The organism is Streptomyces sp. NPDC047022 (assembly GCF_040644155.1).
Taxonomy (GTDB): Bacteria; Actinomycetota; Actinomycetes; order Streptomycetales; family Streptomycetaceae; genus Streptomyces.
The window spans coordinates 1-16,341 of sequence record NZ_JBEYVV010000061.1 but is presented as its reverse complement, the minus strand read 5'-3'; the positions used below and the strand labels follow the sequence as shown (position 1 = coordinate 16,341).

General features: G+C 66.8%; 18 protein-coding genes. 8 read left to right on the top strand and 10 right to left on the bottom strand.

Going from position 1 to position 16,341, the window contains the following annotated elements; genetic code table 11:
- Positions 1 to 2,253 precede the first annotated feature (2,253 nt).
- Positions 2,254 to 2,811, bottom strand: a complete 558-nt coding sequence (locus tag ABZ845_RS31175) for a transposase family protein (protein ID WP_360986648.1) — start codon at positions 2,809 to 2,811, stop codon at positions 2,254 to 2,256.
- Positions 2,812 to 3,265: 454 nt separating this feature from the next.
- Between ABZ845_RS31175 and ABZ845_RS31170 the strand changes: the two genes are divergently transcribed.
- From ABZ845_RS31170 to ABZ845_RS31160, 3 genes are all read left to right on the top strand, one after another.
- The gene (locus ABZ845_RS31170; RefSeq protein WP_360986645.1) at positions 3,266 to 3,859 is read left to right on the top strand and encodes a tyrosine-type recombinase/integrase; all 594 of its coding nucleotides are present in this window, start codon (positions 3,266 to 3,268) and stop codon (positions 3,857 to 3,859) included.
- Between the two features lie 238 nt (positions 3,860 to 4,097).
- The gene (locus tag ABZ845_RS31165) at positions 4,098 to 4,565 is read left to right on the top strand and encodes a hypothetical protein (protein ID WP_360986642.1); all 468 of its coding nucleotides are present in this window, start codon (positions 4,098 to 4,100) and stop codon (positions 4,563 to 4,565) included.
- A 596-nt stretch (positions 4,566 to 5,161) separates the two neighbouring features.
- Positions 5,162 to 6,091, top strand: a complete 930-nt coding sequence (locus ABZ845_RS31160; RefSeq protein WP_360986639.1) for a hypothetical protein — start codon at positions 5,162 to 5,164, stop codon at positions 6,089 to 6,091.
- 162 nt (positions 6,092 to 6,253) lie between these two features.
- Here the strand turns inward: ABZ845_RS31160 and ABZ845_RS31155 are convergent, their stop codons facing one another.
- The 3 genes from ABZ845_RS31155 to ABZ845_RS31145 form a co-directional block, all read right to left on the bottom strand.
- A complete protein-coding gene (locus ABZ845_RS31155) occupies positions 6,254 to 6,400 on the bottom strand; it encodes a DUF4236 domain-containing protein (RefSeq protein ID WP_360986650.1) in 147 nt (48 codons plus the stop codon).
- 163 nt (positions 6,401 to 6,563) lie between these two features.
- Complete coding sequence (locus ABZ845_RS31150; RefSeq protein WP_360986636.1) at positions 6,564 to 8,012, bottom strand: DUF2079 domain-containing protein; 1,449 nt, start codon at positions 8,010 to 8,012, stop codon at positions 6,564 to 6,566.
- Between the two features lie 129 nt (positions 8,013 to 8,141).
- Positions 8,142 to 8,783, bottom strand: coding sequence for a hypothetical protein (locus tag ABZ845_RS31145; RefSeq protein ID WP_360986633.1), 642 nt, complete (start codon positions 8,781 to 8,783; stop codon positions 8,142 to 8,144).
- Positions 8,784 to 9,103: 320 nt separating this feature from the next.
- Here ABZ845_RS31145 and ABZ845_RS31140 point away from each other — a divergent pair, with 320 nt between their 5' ends.
- The 3 genes from ABZ845_RS31140 to ABZ845_RS31130 all read left to right on the top strand — a co-directional run bounded on the left by ABZ845_RS31140 (position 9,104) and on the right by ABZ845_RS31130 (position 10,887).
- Positions 9,104 to 9,604 carry a SigE family RNA polymerase sigma factor gene (locus ABZ845_RS31140; RefSeq protein ID WP_360986630.1) on the top strand — a complete coding sequence of 167 codons (501 nt, stop codon included), beginning with the start codon at positions 9,104 to 9,106 and terminating at the stop codon, positions 9,602 to 9,604.
- Entirely contained in the window at positions 9,601 to 10,377 is a 777-nt protein-coding gene (locus ABZ845_RS31135) for a hypothetical protein (protein WP_360986628.1), read from the top strand. Before ABZ845_RS31140 ends, ABZ845_RS31135 begins: the two co-directional genes overlap by 4 nt.
- A gap of 204 nt (positions 10,378 to 10,581) precedes the next feature.
- On the top strand, positions 10,582 to 10,887 hold the full coding sequence (locus ABZ845_RS31130) for a hypothetical protein (protein WP_360986625.1): 306 nt from the start codon (positions 10,582 to 10,584) through the stop codon (positions 10,885 to 10,887).
- A gap of 78 nt (positions 10,888 to 10,965) precedes the next feature.
- Here ABZ845_RS31130 and ABZ845_RS31125 read toward each other — a convergent pair whose 3' ends face one another.
- From ABZ845_RS31125 to ABZ845_RS31105, 5 genes are all read right to left on the bottom strand, one after another.
- Positions 10,966 to 11,397: an NUDIX domain-containing protein gene (locus ABZ845_RS31125; protein ID WP_360986622.1), complete on the bottom strand. Its 432-nt coding sequence runs from the start codon at positions 11,395 to 11,397 to the stop codon at positions 10,966 to 10,968.
- Between the two features lie 133 nt (positions 11,398 to 11,530).
- A complete protein-coding gene (locus ABZ845_RS31120) occupies positions 11,531 to 12,631 on the bottom strand; it encodes a methyltransferase domain-containing protein (RefSeq protein ID WP_360986619.1) in 1,101 nt (366 codons plus the stop codon).
- Positions 12,628 to 13,605: an ATP-grasp ribosomal peptide maturase gene (tgmB, locus tag ABZ845_RS31115; RefSeq protein ID WP_360986616.1), complete on the bottom strand. Its 978-nt coding sequence runs from the start codon at positions 13,603 to 13,605 to the stop codon at positions 12,628 to 12,630. Before tgmB ends, ABZ845_RS31120 begins: the two co-directional genes overlap by 4 nt.
- Positions 13,602 to 13,820 (bottom strand): hypothetical protein, encoded by a 219-nt coding sequence (locus ABZ845_RS31110; RefSeq protein WP_360986613.1) that lies wholly within the window; start codon positions 13,818 to 13,820, stop codon positions 13,602 to 13,604. The genes tgmB and ABZ845_RS31110 overlap by 4 nt, the downstream gene beginning before the upstream one ends.
- A 302-nt stretch (positions 13,821 to 14,122) precedes the next feature.
- Positions 14,123 to 14,533 carry a hypothetical protein gene (locus ABZ845_RS31105; protein WP_360986610.1) on the bottom strand — a complete coding sequence of 137 codons (411 nt, stop codon included), beginning with the start codon at positions 14,531 to 14,533 and terminating at the stop codon, positions 14,123 to 14,125.
- A 157-nt stretch (positions 14,534 to 14,690) separates the two neighbouring features.
- Between ABZ845_RS31105 and ABZ845_RS31100 the strand changes: the two genes are divergently transcribed.
- Entirely contained in the window at positions 14,691 to 15,485 is a 795-nt protein-coding gene (locus ABZ845_RS31100) for a helix-turn-helix transcriptional regulator (protein WP_360986607.1), read from the top strand.
- 14 nt (positions 15,486 to 15,499) lie between these two features.
- Positions 15,500 to 16,051 carry a class IV adenylate cyclase gene (gene cyaB / locus ABZ845_RS31095; RefSeq protein ID WP_360986604.1) on the top strand — a complete coding sequence of 184 codons (552 nt, stop codon included), beginning with the start codon at positions 15,500 to 15,502 and terminating at the stop codon, positions 16,049 to 16,051.
- A gap of 15 nt (positions 16,052 to 16,066) precedes the next feature.
- On the opposite strand, the gene ABZ845_RS31090 is transcribed toward cyaB, so the two are convergent.
- Positions 16,067 to 16,341 (bottom strand): restriction endonuclease (locus ABZ845_RS31090; protein ID WP_360986601.1); only part of this gene is annotated, 275 nt, incomplete at its 5' end.

The window sequence follows — 16,341 nt, the reverse complement described above, 5'->3', positions numbered from 1 at the left end:
GCAGCAGCACACCAACAGCAACCAGCGCCAAGTCGACTGGCACTTCACCACCGACGACGCACGCGTGAAACTGCGCCACCTCTACCCAACCACACAGCAAAATTAAGCCGCAACAATCTACTAGCCCGATCGGTCGGACCAATCATTCCGGTTGCTTCATGCTGAGGCGCCAACCACACTGCGTTGACTGCCCACTTGATGTGCGAGGTGAACCCGGGTATCGCCCCGTAGAGGGGAACCCCTCCAGCTCCGTTCGTTGTCCTGCCCCCGGGAGCGCATCCCTGCTCTGGAGAAGTCTTGGAGATGATCTTGAGATCGGTACTCTGAAGTGCCGACGAGGACCAACGCTCACCAATACCCTGACCTGCGTTTTTGGTATGAACCTCAGGTCGGCGATCTTCCTGGGCCTAATTCGGGACGAAGAGGTCGTGGAGGCCTATTCACGGGGTTTCGGTGAGCTGCCCGTGATCACGAAGGTGTCCCTGCTCGGTAGCGTGACCGTTGCGAAGAAGACGTCAGGAAGCTACTGGGGCAGGGCCGTTCAGCTGGAATGTCATGACTGGGCTGGATACCGATCAACTTGACGGGTTGGTGGCACGGGTTCATCAGGAACTCGTGGAGGATCCGGACCCGCCGGTGGTGCCGGACAACAGCCCAGCCCCATCAGGCGCTTTGAGGAAGATCACCCTAACGAGCCGAAGTCAGTAGGTAGAGCGCGGCTCGTTCGGCTTTGGGGTCGGGGCGCCCTTGCGAGGCGTTGACGAAGACGGATGTGACAACGTCGAGAGACTCCGCGATGCACGACCGGCGCTTGGCCGCTGCCTCGGGCCAGTTCATCAGGGCATATGCCTTGGCATGCTCGAACCAGGTCGGCATTGCGAGCGCGGCCGACTCCTGAGACCCGCGTCAGTACTCGTGTCCGGCAGCTTCTTCGGGCTGGACATGGGTGCTTTCAGGCGAAATCCACGACCGTCCCAGATGGTACGATTGATCATTTTTGCCATATTCACCCAGTTTGCAATTCGTGACATGCCGCCTGGATGGGCATAAAATGGCGTGGCTAGTTTTACAGTTGACTCACTTTCTGTGTTTGCGGGAGCGTGGCCTCCGAAAGGCAATTACCCTTACTGGCCGCCTGGAGGAGAGTATGAAAATTGCACGTCGGCTCGCGACTGTCGTCATGTTGTGTATAGCCAGTGCAGGTGGAATCGTTGTGACTACCTCGAGTCCGGCATTTGCAGATACTCGCTATGGGACATGCCCAGGGTGGACAACCAAAAATAACTATTGCGTCGCCGAAAAGCTATTGGCTTGCGAGTGGACCTACGACCATTGTTATACCACGTACGGCAATGGGGTTATCTACATTTGGGGTGAGTAGTTGAAAGGCGGCGGCTCGGGTTGGTCGAGAGGTCTCTGTGTAGTGGGCTCACACAAGCAGCACCAACGAGTAACGAATAACATGTGAACGTTGCGCACCAGGGGGCGAGAGGGGAATTGAACATGAAAATAATCCGAGCGGTTCGCGTATTAGCGACCGCCGCAACCGTTCTTGCAGTCACAATCGGGGTATCCAGTCCGGCCTCGGCGAACGGGAATGTTACCTGGCGAAACCGTAATACGGGAAACTGCTTGGGTTATCTCGGGGGGAACGTCATTGCGGTTAGCTGCGGCAATTCTTCTGCGCAGTGGTACGACGTTTACTTGGGTAATGGGTACTGGGCGGAACAAGCTGTCCATCAGCCAGGGAATTGTTTGGATCTCAATCGCACTACTGGCTTGCCCTACATGCACTCGTGCAATTATGGGGATTATCAGAAGTGGGACGAGTATAAAACGGGCGGGTACTGGCGCCTTCAAAATTACAAGGATGGTGGGTGCGTGATCGACGACTCAAAGGTTGAGAGCAAAATTTCAATGGACGATTGTCCAACGGGTGATAGCACTATGGACTGGTTGTGATTTCCAAATCCATTGGCCGGGCGAATTGAAGTAGCGCGGTTGTGCATGGTTGGTGGTGAGATGTCGGGGATCTCGGTGTGGCTCGGTGATCACATCTGTCGTGCCGAGGTTCGTGCATCTCCTCGTATCGGTCCGGTGCGTTCTTCTTGAACTTGCGGTGGGGTGGTGTCACCACGCGTCCGCCGGTCTGGGCGCCCAGGCCCTGGTAGTCGGCGTCCGCGAGAATCTCGACTGCCGGCCCGGTCTGAGAGGACGTCCTGCTCGAAGAAGCGATAGTTCATGGAGGCCTATTCAGGTGAGCATGCCGGAGCCGATGTAGCCCAGATCGCCTATGCCCTCCCGGTCGGTGAACGCCTCGGGGAAGCCGGAGTGGCGCCAGGCGTGCATGTCGTGGCGGGAGCCCGGGAAGGGTGCGGAGACCGCGAGGAGGTCCCCGGCCAGGGTGGCGGCGACCTGCACGTTGAAGCCGGTGTCGCGGTGCTTGCCGGAGAACATCGTGCTGCCCTGGCTCGCCCAGTCCCAGGTCGTGACCAGGGTTCTGCCCACCAGGACGATACGGCCGGCAGACGCCTCGGCGAGATCGGGAACATGGCCGGCCAGGATCTTCTCCACCACCGACATCAGGGCGGTCCACCGTCTGGAGACGGTGGCCTGGGAGACACCGAGCAACTCCGCAGCCGCCTCCTGGACCGGGTTCTGCCGGAGCAGGAACAGCACCAGTACCACCGACTTGTACAACCCCAGCGCCCACATCCGCCCCGGCACCACCGGCGGGTCCGGATCCTCCACGAGTTCCTGATGAACCCGTGCCACCAACCCGTCAAGTTGATCGGTATCCAGCCCAGTCATGACATTCCAGCTGAACGGCCCTGCCCCAGTAGCTTCCTGACGTCTTCTTCGCAACGGTCACGCTACCGAGCAGGGACACCTTCATGATCACGGGCAGCTCACCGAAACCCCGTGAATAGGCCTCGTGGTCTCAACTGCGGTCTCAACGCCTGTCTGTTCCAGGGCGATCCGCAGGCGTCCACGGAAGTCCGGCAGTATCTCTGACCAGGCGCGCGAGCCTCACTGCGAACGCCCGTGGACGCCTCTGGACCAAGATCGGACAACTCGTAATGCGTAGGTCTCGGGTTCGAATCCCGAAGGCGGCTCCACCTCTGACCAGCGGTTTCCCCGAGGAAGCCGCTGTTCTCGTTTCGGGCTAGTTGCAGTGCTAGTTGCTATTGCCGCAATCGGCAGTACAAACCTCACCCCCACAGGGCGTCTCCCATCCGCTTCGCCGCGTCGTTCGCGAGCACTGATGCTACGTGGGTGTAACACCCTCGCCGGGAAACGGGACGCCGTGCTGCTGCTCCTCGGAGACGCGTGCGCGGCCCGCGTCTCCGAGCTGGTCGCCCTCGACCTCGGCGACCTGGTGGAGAGTGAGGACGGGCTCTTGGTGACGGTGTACCGGCGCAAGCTCAAGCGGCACGACGAGGTCGCCGTCCCTTACGGCTCCAACCCCGCCACCTGCCCCGTACGCGCCACCCGAGCCCTGCTCGCCGCGCTCGCTGCCGAAGCCCGTACCGCCGGGCCGGTGTTCGTGCGCGTCGACCGTCACGGCCGTATCGCCCCGCCCCTGACCCGTCGCGGCCAGACCATAGGCGCCACCGACGGGCGGCTGACCGCCCAGGCCGCCGCCGACATCGTCACCCGCACCGCCAACCGCGCCGGATACACCGGCAAGTGGACCGGCCACAGCCTCCGCAGAGGCTTCGCCACCGCCGCCCGCCGCGCAGGCCACACCCTCGAACGAATCGGCCGGCACGGCGGCTGGGCCGACGGCTCCCGCGCCCTCCTCGGCTACCTGGAGGAAGGCGACCGCTGGGAACGCAACCCCGTCGCGGGACTCTGAGCACGAGACCAGCTGTGAGTAGTTGCGGTACAGGAAATCCCGATGAGAACGATCATGGTCGGCATGGACGCGCTGCATCCCGTCACCCACTGAGCGTTGACAGCGGCCCCGGGGAGACGCACTTCACAGCCCCCAGGCGTGCGACCGCACCCGGCCCGACCTGCACTCCAAACCGGACGCCCGAAGGCTGTCAGAAGTTGCTAAATCCCTTTCAGCGCAGAGGTGTTGGGATTCGCGCATGGCCACTTCCGCCGACACAACTGCGCGCCCGGGTCCGGACGAATCCGCCCGCAGCCTGCGCGCCGAGGTCGAGCAACTCAAGGACGAGGCGATGCGTCAGAGAACACTCGCCCACCGCCGGGCTGACTTCTGGGCCAGGATGGACATAGCTCTCGGCTTCCCTGCAGCCCTGCTTGCGGGCGTAGCGGGAGCGACAGGGCTCGCCTCGGCTCAGGTGCGCGTTCCCGCCGCCATCGCCGCCCTGGCCTCCGCCGGGCTCACAGCGGGATCGAGTTTCCTGCGCTGCGACGGCAGGCGCCGCGGCAACAAACGCGCCCGGCAAGCGTGGGCCTCGGTCGAGGCAAGGGCCACGGTGGCGCTGGCCCAGGGGGACGTGACCCCCGAGGTACTCGGCGCCCTGCTGGAATACCGTCAGGAAGCGTTGGCCGCCTATGACGGCGAAGAGCCCCGTAGCGCGGGCGCCTGAGCCGAATAGATCATGCGGTCCTGAAGACGCCGTACGGCCCGCTGCGGAATGGGAGCGCAGTGGGCCGTTCACCGGGGCCTCCGGGGGTTAGGCCGCCGGGCCGGGGTGGTCCTACCAGCGGTAGGCGTGTCCGTCCGGAGAGACGGTGACAGTGAACTCCTCCGGCTCAGGGCTGCCGGCCACACATCGGCCGTCACGGCGGTTGGGCCGACGGCTCCCGCGCCCTCCTCGGCTACTTGGAAGAAGGCGACCGCTGGGAACGCAACCCCGTCGCAGGGCTTTAGAAGCTGAAGCGGAGCCGCGCCCGACCCGAACGTGAAGGCCCGCACGGATATCGCCGTGCGGGCCTTCCCCGTTGAGACTGACGATGTCTGGGACATCGGCTGCCGCCGCCGTTCTGGTATGGGTCTCACGCCTATGTGGAACCTGTGAACAAGGTCCGGATATAGGGTGAACGGCGCTCTGCCGGAGGGTAGTTGCCGCGCCCATCCGGCCCGGCCCTTCCGGAACCGCCGCAGGAGGCTGACCACCCCATGAGTGCCGGACGGCCACGCTCCGAGAGATCCAGGCAGTCGGAACGGAAGTTCCGGGAACGCGTGGCCGAGGAAGGCGGGGAAGTCCTGGAACCCGTCTGGCTCGGCGCCATCAAGCCACACCTCGTGCGGTGCAAGGAAGGCCACGAAAACAACCCCACACCCAACAACGTCGTGAGCAAAGGCCAAGGGATCTGCGGGCGGTGTGCGGGCAATGACCCGAAGGAAGCGGAGCGCAAGTTCCGGGAGCGGGTGGCCGAGCTCGGCGGAGAGGTACTGGAGCCGGTCTGGCTCGGCCGCGACAAACCGCACCGGGTGCGGTGCGCGGCCGGGCACGACTGCAACCCCCGGGCTGGGGACGTGCTCAATGGGCAAGGGCCCTGCCAGACCTGCGTAGGCCAGGATCCAGAAGAGGCGTGGCGCAAGTTCCGGGAGCGCGTCGCCGCACTCGGCGGAGTCGTCCTGGAGACCAGCTGGCTCGGCGTCCACACACCGCACCGGATCCGGTGCGTGGAAGGCCACGAACGCCCGATCATGCCCTCCAACGTGCGGGAGGGGCGAGGGATCTGCCGCTCGTGCGCGGGGTTGGACCCGGAGGTGACCAAGCGGGATTTCTGGGAGCGGGTGGCCAAGCTCGGGGGCACCGTGTTGGAGAGTGAATGGCTCGGTGTCCACACCCCGCACCTGGTGCGGTGCAAGGCAGGCCATGAACCCACCCCTCGGCCTGCGAGCTTGCAACAGGGAGGTGGCCTGTGCCGGTTCTGCAAGGGCAGCGTGTGGGACGTGTTCTATGTCGTGGTGGACGACGAGAACGCGCACGTCAAGTTCGGGATCACGTCCGGTGACCCCAGGCCCCGGATCAAGGCCCATGCCCGGAGCGGCTTCACGCGCGTCGTGCGGCTCCTGGAAGACGTCCCCGGCGCCCTGCACCTCGAACGCGCCGTCAGAGCAGCACTCCAGGCAGCAGGGAGCGCCCCCGGTACGGGGCCGTGAGTACTTCGAGGACACGGTGATGGCGCTCGTCCTGGACGTCGTCGACAACTACGCGGCGAGCCCGGCCGGCGCATCACCGGCGCAAGCGACCCTGTTCGATCTCGCCTAGCGGCCGACGGCCCCGCCAGGGATATGCGGCGGGGTCCGGTGAGGCCGCCAGTGTCAGCGGCGGCGGGTGCGGGTGGAGCGGTACGAGAACGGCCCGGGCAGATTCATCGACGTCGTGACGCGGCCGGTCGTGGACCACGTCCGCTTCGGACCGCCCCGCGTACCGGCGGTCACCGAGACCGACCTCTTGTTCAGGTTCAGGCGGAAGAGGGAGCCACGAAAACGGTCACCACCCTCGTCCCCGTCGGCAGCTTTCCGGCCGGTGTGGCCATCACCCCGACGGCACCCACGCCTACGTCACCGATGTCGGGTCGGACACGGTGCTGGTTCGCGCGGGCCTACGTGATCCCCGGATGACGCCGCCTCATTCGCGGTGGAGGAGGAAGATTCCGTCCTGGGCGTCGATCTGCCGGTAGCCGTGGTGGAGCAGGTCTGTGAGGTGGGCCTGGTTCTGCTCGAACGAGGTGGGCCAGTACTCGTTGACGTCGAGGATGACCCAGTCCGCGGTGTGCTGGACGAGGGGCCAGGTGAAGACGCGGGTGCGTTCAGCGAGGTGGGGGCTGAGGTGGTTGGTGGCCTCCACGGCCGCCCCGTCGGGGATCTGGCGCATCAGCGCGTACGCAGCCTTCGCGTGAGCGTCGGTGCTGAAGGATCGCACGGGGTGGAGGAGGAAGTCCTGCAAGGGCTGGGCGGGGGCCAGGGGTGCTGCCGCGCACAGCAGGGCGGCGCCGGCCCGGTGGGCTAGTGTCCGGGCGAGGGGGACGCGGCTGCGGGTCCAGGCGGGCTGTGCGTCCCAGGCGGCGGCGATCAGGACGGGCATCAACGGGAGGTTGTACTGCAGTCCGGTGCCCCAGTAGGCGGGGCTGTCGGAGAGGAACCGCACTGCGATGTTGGGCAGCGCGATGGCGATCAAGGGTGATCGCAGGGCGAGGAAGCAGGTCAGGGCCCCGAGCAGCAGCAGGGTGATGATCTTCTGCGAGGGGGAGAACATCATTTCCGGGGCGTCGGTCAGGCGGCTGAAGATGCTGCGGCTGCTGCTGAGTGAGCCGCCCGTAGCGGCGCTGTTCATGTAGGGGTAGACGTGCTGCGGGTTGAACGCCGGTATGAGCACCCCGACCACCAGCGTGAAGACGATGACGCTGATCCCGGTCAGGGCCAGCCCCAGGCGGCGTGCGCCGCGCCAGATCATGATCGCGCCGATCACCGCGACCATCAGGGCCAGTTCTTCCTTGACCAGCAACAGGGGCAGCGCCCACGCTGCCGCGGCCTTCATACGCCGTTCGGACAGTGCGGCGAGGCTGAAGGCGAGCAGTGGGGCGGCGAAGGCCACCTCGTGGAAGTCGAACGAGACGGCGCCCTGGACGCCGAAGGACAGTCCGTATGCGGCGGCTGTCGCGTGTCCGGCCGCACGGCCGCCGCGGCTGGCGGCGAGCCGGGCCAGGGGCACGGTCGCGACCGCGATCAGGGCTGCCTGCGCGACCAGGAGAGCCTGGGCGTTGGGCCATATCCAGTACAGGGGTACCAGCAGGATCAGGATCGGGTGGAAGTGGTCGCCGTAGAGGTTGTACCCCCAGCCCTTCAGGTCCGCGATCGGGGCACCGAAGTGGGCGTAGCCGCGCACGGCTTGGGTGAAGATCCCCAGGTCATAGCCGGTGGTGCCCAGGCGGTGGTGCTGGGCGAGGCTGAAGAGCGCGTACAGGGCGTATAGGCCGGCCGCCCAGGCCCACCATGCTCGTGTTCCGCTTCCCGGACCGGGTTCGCTCGTGTGGGTTTCAGCTGTGGCCGGTGGGGGCCTGGTGGCGACAAGACTCATGAGGGGCTTTCATCGTTCGAAGGGCGTGGCGCATTTTCCTGGCGTATTGACCGGGCCTGGTAAATGCGCCACGCCTGTCACTCGACCGAATTCAATGTCTGGTCGAGGTGTTTTTGGCGTCTAGAAAGGTCAGTGCCAGGCGTCGCAGACGACGAGCGACTTTACGGCGTCGTAGAGGCAGGCCCGGGTCTCGTAGGGAGGGCCGTCGTAGATCGCCGGGGTTGTCCAGTCGGTGGAATTGATCTGCTCATCGATGTGGCCGGTCCACGAGAAACCGCCGTCCGAGCTGCGGTCCATGTAGACCCAGTAGTCCGAGGAGCTGGACCAGCCCTTGGCGATCGCGTATTCGTGGCCCCCGGAAAGGCTGGTGGCCATGACGATGTTGCCGATGCTGGTGGACTCTGCGTTGCAGTAGTACGTGCCGCTGATGCCGCAGTTGTTGTACACCGACGCAGTGTTCGGCTTCATGCCGGTGGAGTGGAGGGGGAACTTCGAGGACTTCAAGCCAGGGATTCCCTTGGTCCCCTTGAGGATGATGGGGTTCTCCCACGATCCGAGCTTGGCCTTCGGGTTGTAGTGGTATGTGACCGCGTGGGCGAAAGGATTCTTCTGGTGCCCCGACGCGGCAGCCTGGGACTTTACCGGCGTGGTGGTGTTTCCCCCGGCCGCGTCGGCCGTCGTCGCCATTCCGGCCACGGCAACAATCGCCGCTCCAGCCGAAACGAAGGCTTTCGCTTTTTTACCTGCACGCATGCGTGTCTTGCCTTTCACTTACTCAGTTGAGAGAAGGAGCCCCCCGCTCGCTTCCGGACTGGGTCTCTCGCGGCTTCCGGAGCTCCAGGGGGATGATCTTGCCTAATCGAAAAAGGCGACGTCAAACCGATTAGTCATGTTTCATGTCACACAGGGACTTCACAATTCCAGTTGACGGGCATTTTCCCGATACTTAATAACTCGATGACTCATCTTTAAGCTTTCTCACAGGGTGAGCATTTCCACCCTGTGGAGACGTGACCGCGTGCAACGCCCAGCCGCCCCCACCCCGTCTACTCCGATGACAGACGATCACGCAGCAATGAGCCGGAGGGTCAGTGCGGACACGCCACGATGAGGAGTTCGAGCAGTTCGCCCGCGCGCACTGGCAGCAGCTGCGGCAAGCCGCCTACCTCCTGTGCGGGAACTGGCACCTGGCCGAAGACCTCACCCAGACCGCACTGATCCGCTGCTACCCGCGCTGGCGCACCCTGCACCGCCGCCAAGCGGCCTACCCCTATGTCCGGCGCACCCTCATCCGCTGCTACATCGACCACACCCGCAAGCACTCCAGCCACGAGCACATGCCCGGCGAACTACCGGACACGGCGAAGGAAGAAACGCCGGCGTGGGAGGAGCGTGAGGCCCTCACCCGCGCACTGGCCGGGCTCACGCCCATGCAGCGCGCGGCGCTCGTCTTGCGGTTCTGGTACGACCTCGACGTAGCCGAGACCGCACGACTGCTGCGCCGAAACCCCGCCACCGTCCGCTCGGACACCGCACGCGGCCTGGAACGCATGCGCATCCTGCTCGCCCCCGAGGAGACACCCCACTCATGAACGACGAACCCCTGGACACCAAGACGATGCTTGACCGCGCCCTGGCGGGAGATGCAGGCGGAGACGGCCCCGACATGGCAGCGATCCTGACCGAGGGCAAGCGCCGCAAGCGACGCCGCGCCGCGGCCATCGCGGGCAGCTGCGCCGCAGTCGCGGCGGTCACGGTCGGTCTGGGCCTGACGCAGACCCTTGCCCGCACCACCTCGCCCCAGGCCGAGGCCCCTGTCCTCGCGGGTCAGGCTTCCACCCCGGCGCTCCCCCCGCACGACCAGTCCCAGGGGAAGCTGAAGGCCGTGCAGGCACAGCTGTACACGGCCCTGAAGGCTCACCTCCCCGCCTCGACGAGGATCGCCCTTGGTTCCGGACCGACCGACTTCCGTCTCACGCATCCGGACGGCACCGTCACCAGCCTGGGCGCTGTGGTGGGCCGCCAGAACCTGGCCGGCCTCCCCAACCCGTGCACGCACTCCCACTACGCGAGCCACTGCCAGCCCGTCGACCTGCCCGACGGCTCCCGGGGCTGGGCCACTGTGATCAACAACGGGAGCGGGCCGGGCGGCTCAGTCTCGGTGACGGCCGTGACGCAGGAAGGGCAGGCATTCGGCCTGGAGGACACCAATGGCGCACTCGGCGAGCACGCGCCGAACGGCACCCTGCTCACCCAGCAGCAGCTGGTCACCCTGGTGCAGCAGCCCGACGTGCTCACCGCACTGCAGAAGGTCCCCACGGACGAACCCGAGCCGAGCGCGACGGCGGGCGCGCACAGGGGCTGAAACGCAGCGGCCCCTGCCGTCTGCGGGCGGGGGTCATGGTGCTCACATGGCTACGTGATCCGATCCGGGAGCCGGAACACTGTTTCTTTCAGGAACGGTGTCAGGCTGTTGGGCTGGCCCTAGATGCTCTGCATCCACGCCAAGGGTCGGCCACGTGTCCCGGTCCCACCGGGTACCTTCGCCCTGGCTGCTGTGCGTGGCCCCGTGATCCTTGAGAAGATCTCGTTCATGACTGAGGACCCGAGCCCCCGGGAAGCCGTGTGGGCAGATGGCAAGAGCCTGTACGACGTCGTGCCCGCCCTCGAGGCTGTCGTCGAGATCGTCGGACGGGATCTGGTCTTGGGGGAGTACTCGCTGGCGCGTGCCACGGCCCACGTAGCGGCGGAAATGCTCGTGGAGCAGGAGGAGTCGACGGGAATCCGCGACGAGGAGACGGCACTGCTCGTTGTCCGTGCGCTCGCTGAGTCCGCGGCTGCTACAGAACGCGCAATTGATGTATCTAGTTCGTAGCGAGACGCCGCTCCGGTCTGTGGCGTAGCCAGTGCCCAGACTTCGGTGAGACTGCTCAAGGTTCGTTGCGACCTGACATCAGTGCTGGCTGACGATCCGCTGCGCCAAGAGGAGGGCGAGCGGTCCGGCGGGGAGGTGGAAGCGGCCTTCAACCGCCGCGGTGATCGCGTCATCCAAGGGCCACCACTGCACCTTGTAGTCAGCTTCGGTGTCGGTGAGTTCCTGTGGTCCCAGTGTCAGGCCGCGGGCGAGGTACAGGGACACGCGGGCGGTGCCGGACGGGGCGATCGTGTAGGTGCCCAGGTGTGTCCATGATGCGGCTGCGACACCGGCTTCCTCGCGGGCCTCGCGCCGGGCGCAGGCTTCCGGGTCCTCGCCCGGTTCCTGACGGCCGCCGGGGATGAAGAGGTGTTCGTCGTCGCCGTCGGTGAGTAGGGCGACGTGTCCGCGCTCGCCGAGTGCGACGACGATGGAGGCGCCTTGCAGGGCGGTGTAAGCGGTCAACTTCATTGGCGTTTCATCCCGTTCGTGCGGCATGTGTGAAGGGTGTCGGCGGGTGGCTGGGTGGTCCGGAGGACGCCGACGGCCCGCTACGGAGGGGGCAGCGGGCCGCCAGGCGGGGGCTTGTCTGTCCCGCCTGCCCCTAGGGCGCGGCCTGCGGGATCGGCTTGTTCGGGGAGTCGAGCCAGATGAGTTGGCCCCCGGCGGTGACGGTAACGCCGAACCGGTCCCGGGCGGGCTTGCCATGCTCGGCGTACACCTCATGTGCAGCCTCCACCGCGTCCCACAGCATCCGCGGGCCTGCCTGACGGACCGTCCCGCCCTCGGCCCGCGCCCACGCCCCATCGGCGCCCCACAGTTCCACGGCAGTCACCTGGCCGTCGTCGCCGCGCTCGGAGGCGAAAGCAGTGTCGGGCACGGCGAGGGACAGCATGAACCGAAACCCCTCGTCATCGGCGAGGGCCGTCAACTCCAGCGTCGTGGCCCGGTCAGTGGTGACGCTGGGCCGGCCGGGGTGCTTGGCGGTGCCGGTGGTGCCCGCGTCCCGCACGGTCATGAAGTACGAGCCCGTGGACAGGAAATGCCCCTCCGCACGGTCGTCGTCGACGACCAGGCGCACCGTGCCCCAGCCAAGCGGGCACACGATCAGGCCGCCCGGCCGGACCTGCTCCAGCCACGGCGCGGGGATCGTGGTGAAGCCGCAGGTGGCGATCAGCCGGTCATACGGCGCCCGCCCCGGATGGCCGTCGCGGCCGTCCCCCGCGATGACGAGCGGGGTGTAGCCGCAGCCGCGTAGCCGCGTCCCGGCCAGCCGCGCCAAGGCCGGGTCCACTTCCACCGTGACCACCTGATGGCTGCCCAGCCGCTCGGCCAGCAGCCCGGCGTTGTAGCCGGTTCCGGTGGCCACTTCCAGTACCCGGTGGCCGTCGTCGACGTCGAGGGCCTGGAGCATCCCGAGCATGAGGCCCGGCGCGGTCGATGACGAGGTGGCGATGCCGTCGGTCATCTGCGTGGCGAGCGCCTCGTCCGCGTACACCAGCTCAAGCCAGTCCGGAGCCGTGGCCGTCACGTGCTCCGGTCCCCCGTCGGCGGTGAGGGTCCAGAACTCCGGCACGAACGCATGCCGGGGAACGGTCTCGAACACCCTGCGCCACGTGCGATCGCGGAGTTGGCCGCTGGCCTCGAGGGCATCGGCCAGTGCCGTGCGCAGTTGCCGGGCGCGTTCGTCGGTGTCTGTCGTCATGGTCGCCCCTTGGCAAGTAGATCAGCGATGTGCGCGGCGATGGGCAGGCCCGTCCTGTTCTCGATCCAGGACCACTCCCCGGACGGGTTGCACTCGAACATCACCCAGTCACCGGACGGGGTGACGGCGAAGTCGAACGCGCCGAAGTTGAGGTGGAAGTGGTCGAGCCAGCCCAGCACACCGGCCCGCACGTCGTCCGGCACTTTGCACACGTCGTAGGTGAGAGCGTCGTAGTCGCTGCGCCAGTCGATGCGGGCGGCGTCGCTGCCCGCGTGGATCTGGGCTGCGAACATGTCCGTTCCCACCACGGTCAGCCGCACCTCATATGCCTTGGGAATCCACTCTTGGAACAGGTGCGCGGTCAGGGTGACGGACTCGTCGATGGTGGAAGGGTCGATCAGGCTCGTGGGCACCCCGGTGCGGCGTCCGTCCGGGTATTCCAGCGGTCCGCCCATGAGGGGTTTGCAGATCACCGGGCCGTTCACCTCCTCGCAGAACGCGCGGGCTGCCTGCGGGTCGGTGGTGATCAGGGAACGGGGTGTGCGCAGCCCGTGCGCCGAGGCCACGGGCAGCTGGCCCGGCTTGTGGGAGGCGATGCCGTCCACATCGGGCCGGTTGACCCACGTCACCGGCAGTGCGTACAGCGTGCCGAGCAGCCCGGCGAGGGCCTGCTCCTTGGCCCAGCCGCGGTGGGGCTCGCGCAGCTCCTCGGATGCGGCGGGAAGGCGGGGCCGCCTGTAGTAGACGGCCCTCACCTCCTCCAGCCGCACGGAGCGGTACTCGTCAGCCAGGATCCCCGCCCAGGGCGCTGCGGCATGCCCGGCGGACAACGAGATGGACCGGGGGAAGTCCCCCATGTCGAACCGCATCACCGGCACGCGCCGGGACGTCAGTTCGTCCACCACCAGGTCCGCCGTGGGATCCAGTTCCTTGGTGACGACCAGCACCGGGCCGCCGGACAGATGCTGTGTCACCGCATCAGGTACGGGTCGGCCGTGTCGTCGTTCGTGCTGTCCCAGTTGGTGTTCGTGCAGCTCCCGGCGAGGGTGCTGGAGCGGCTCCACAGGGAACCGTCGGTGCTGACGTTGGCCTGGCGTACCCGGTCGTAGGTGAATGATCCGGCCGCCAGGGTCACGGTGTACGGGGTGCGTTCGGCGCGGGCACCGAACGGGATGACTGCCTCGGGCATGTCTGCCTCCTGCGGTTGATGGTGCTCGGGCTGTTCTCCACCCGACCACGTGCGAGCACACGGACGGGAGTCTTGGGATGGCCACTCGTCTCCGGGGACGGGGCGGTGTCACTCGGGCGGTTCGCTGGCGCAGGCCGGGCAGGCGTACACGTCGACGTCCAGGACATGAGCGCCCGCGCTGCCACGGGCTATGCCCGCGCTCACGGCGCCGTGCTGGAGGCGTATGCCGCACCAGCAGCACGCCCACCCGGAGTACTGCGCCCAGGTCAGCTCTGTGACGGGCGGCGGTATCGGCCGCCCCTTCACGGCTGCGGCGCACTGCGCTGCCCTACGGCGCGTGCCGCGGCTTCGGTGAGCGCGTCGTGCAGCGTGGACGGGTCGGTGAGGGTGTTGCCGCGGGTCGGCGGGATGCGCCAGTGCGGGCCGGAGGTGCGCTGCGGGCCGGGCACGATCAGGTGGTTGGTTTCGCCCAGCACGGTCACCTGCGCGCCCGGGGGCATCTGCCAGGTATAGGCGCTGCCCGTCGGGATCAGCCAGTACAGCAAGCCCCCGCCGGGGTCCTCGATCACGGCGCCGGTCGCGCCTGCGAGATGGCCGAGCGCGTCAAGTCCCATGCTGCGCGGCACCTGCACGGCGTCCCACCACCTTCCGGCGGGCCTCATCGACACGGTGCGCCCGGTGGGCAGCCATTCCAGCGGGGGAGTTTTCTGCATACCTGCAGCGTCTTGTTACAGGCGGTGTCCGCACGATCCCCTGCCGGTAATCTCACCGTGAGATGACTTTCCATCCCGCCTGTGGATACCGGGGCGCGCCGTGCCGATCACGCTGGAGCCGATCGAGTTACCCAACTGGGCTTGGGAGCGGGCCGAGGTGAGACAGGCATTGCGCGCCCGTGACGTGGGCGCCGTGTTCCGGTACGTGCAGCAGTACGCGGGCGCAAGCCAGTCCCGTATCGCCACGGCGACGGACATGACGCAGGGCCGCGTCAACGAGATCATCAACGGCCGCCGGGAGGTGTCCCGCCTCGACGTGTACGAGCGGATCGCGGACGGACTCCACATGCCGGACGACGCGCGCCATCTGCTCGGGCTTGCTGCGAGCCGCGAGAAGCGGTCCGGCGGTGCCGCTTTCGACTTGGCCGCATTCCCCGAGGTTGTGCGCGTGTTCGCGGCGCAGACGTCGGCGGGCGAGGAGATCCGGCAGCAGGCCCGCGAGGCCACAGAGCTGGACGTCCTCGCGGTGCGCGGGCTGGGCTTGATCGGGCTGAACGACAGCCTCCTACGTGCCTGCCTGCCACGCGATCAGGGCGGCAAGGGCCTGCGTATCCGGGTCGCGCTCCTCGACCCCGACAGCGACGCCCTGGCCCGGCGGGCGGCCGAGATCGGGGAGTCTCCCGAATCCCTGGCGAGCGGAGTCCGGCTCGCCGAGGCACGGTTGCGGGAACTGGCCGACTCCTGCGATATCAGTGTGTGGCGGTACCGGATGCTGCCCACCTGGCGGCTCATCCGCACGGACTCCACCCTGTTCATCGGCGCCTTCGACGCCGGGTGGGAAGGCCACGAGTCGGCGACGTACAAGGTCATGGAGACACCACACGGCCCCCTGTTCAAGGGGTTCCGCAGGATGTTCGAGGCAGTCATCGACGGCGCGCAGCGCACGGTCTGAAAGGGGTATCGCTGGTGATCGAGGCGGAGTTGAAGGCGCGCGTGCATGCGCCCGAGGCAGTCATGCAGCGACTCGACAAGATGGCGACGGCCCGCATCGAGGTGTACCAGGACACCTATTACGACCGGCCGGACGGCTCACTCGACAAGGCTGGCGAGGAACTGCGGGTGCGGACCGTTCACGGAGCGGACGGCACGCGCACGGTCCTCACGTACAAGGGCGCCGTGGTCGATGAGGCATCCGGGTCAAAGCCCGAGCACGAGACCCGCGTCGAGGACACCGAGTCGGCGCACGCCATCCTGCGCGGCCTCGGGCACGCCCCGGTCATCGCGTTCGAGAAGCGATGCCGGAACTACGACTTCACCGCCCACGGCCGGCACATGCTCGCCACACTCGTACGCGTCCCCGAACTCAACGGCACTTTCCTCGAGGTCGAGACCCTCGTCGACGAGGACGAGGTGAGCACGGCCCTCGACGACATCCGCGCCGTCCTCACCGACCTGGGTATCGGGCCTGAGGATCTGACGCGGGAGCTGTACACGGACGCCGTCGCCGCGCAGCGCTGAAGACGCGCGGTACGGTCAGTGCCAGGGTGCCGGGCCGGTGCGGGACGCCCACCCGCCGAGTGCATCCCCGTCGTAGAGGCCGATGCCCATACCGTCCCCGTACTGGGCGGCGGCCTTCGTGAACGTGCTCGTCGTGACGAGGACGGCGACGTCAGCAGCGCGGCTCTGCAGGCGCGCGTCGTCGGACTTGATCGGCTTAGACGTCGTCTCATTTGGCGTGTTCGATAGTCTGGCGTCGTGGGGATCGTTGAGCGTCTCGTGCCAGATGAGTTGTGGGAACTGTTCAAGCG

Coding starts and splice junctions, on each gene's coding strand:
- ABZ845_RS31175 (WP_360986648.1), bottom strand. CDS start 2,811: ATGACTGGGCTGGATACCGATCAACTTGACGGGTTGGTGGCACGGGTT.
- ABZ845_RS31170 (WP_360986645.1), top strand. CDS start 3,266: ATGCTACGTGGGTGTAACACCCTCGCCGGGAAACGGGACGCCGTGCTG.
- ABZ845_RS31165 (WP_360986642.1), top strand. CDS start 4,098: ATGGCCACTTCCGCCGACACAACTGCGCGCCCGGGTCCGGACGAATCC.
- ABZ845_RS31150 (WP_360986636.1), bottom strand. CDS start 8,012: ATGAGTCTTGTCGCCACCAGGCCCCCACCGGCCACAGCTGAAACCCAC.
- ABZ845_RS31135 (WP_360986628.1), top strand. CDS start 9,601: ATGAACGACGAACCCCTGGACACCAAGACGATGCTTGACCGCGCCCTG.
- ABZ845_RS31125 (WP_360986622.1), bottom strand. CDS start 11,397: ATGAAGTTGACCGCTTACACCGCCCTGCAAGGCGCCTCCATCGTCGTC.
- ABZ845_RS31120 (WP_360986619.1), bottom strand. CDS start 12,631: ATGACGACAGACACCGACGAACGCGCCCGGCAACTGCGCACGGCACTG.
- ABZ845_RS31110 (WP_360986613.1), bottom strand. CDS start 13,820: ATGCCCGAGGCAGTCATCCCGTTCGGTGCCCGCGCCGAACGCACCCCG.
- ABZ845_RS31105 (WP_360986610.1), bottom strand. CDS start 14,533: ATGCAGAAAACTCCCCCGCTGGAATGGCTGCCCACCGGGCGCACCGTG.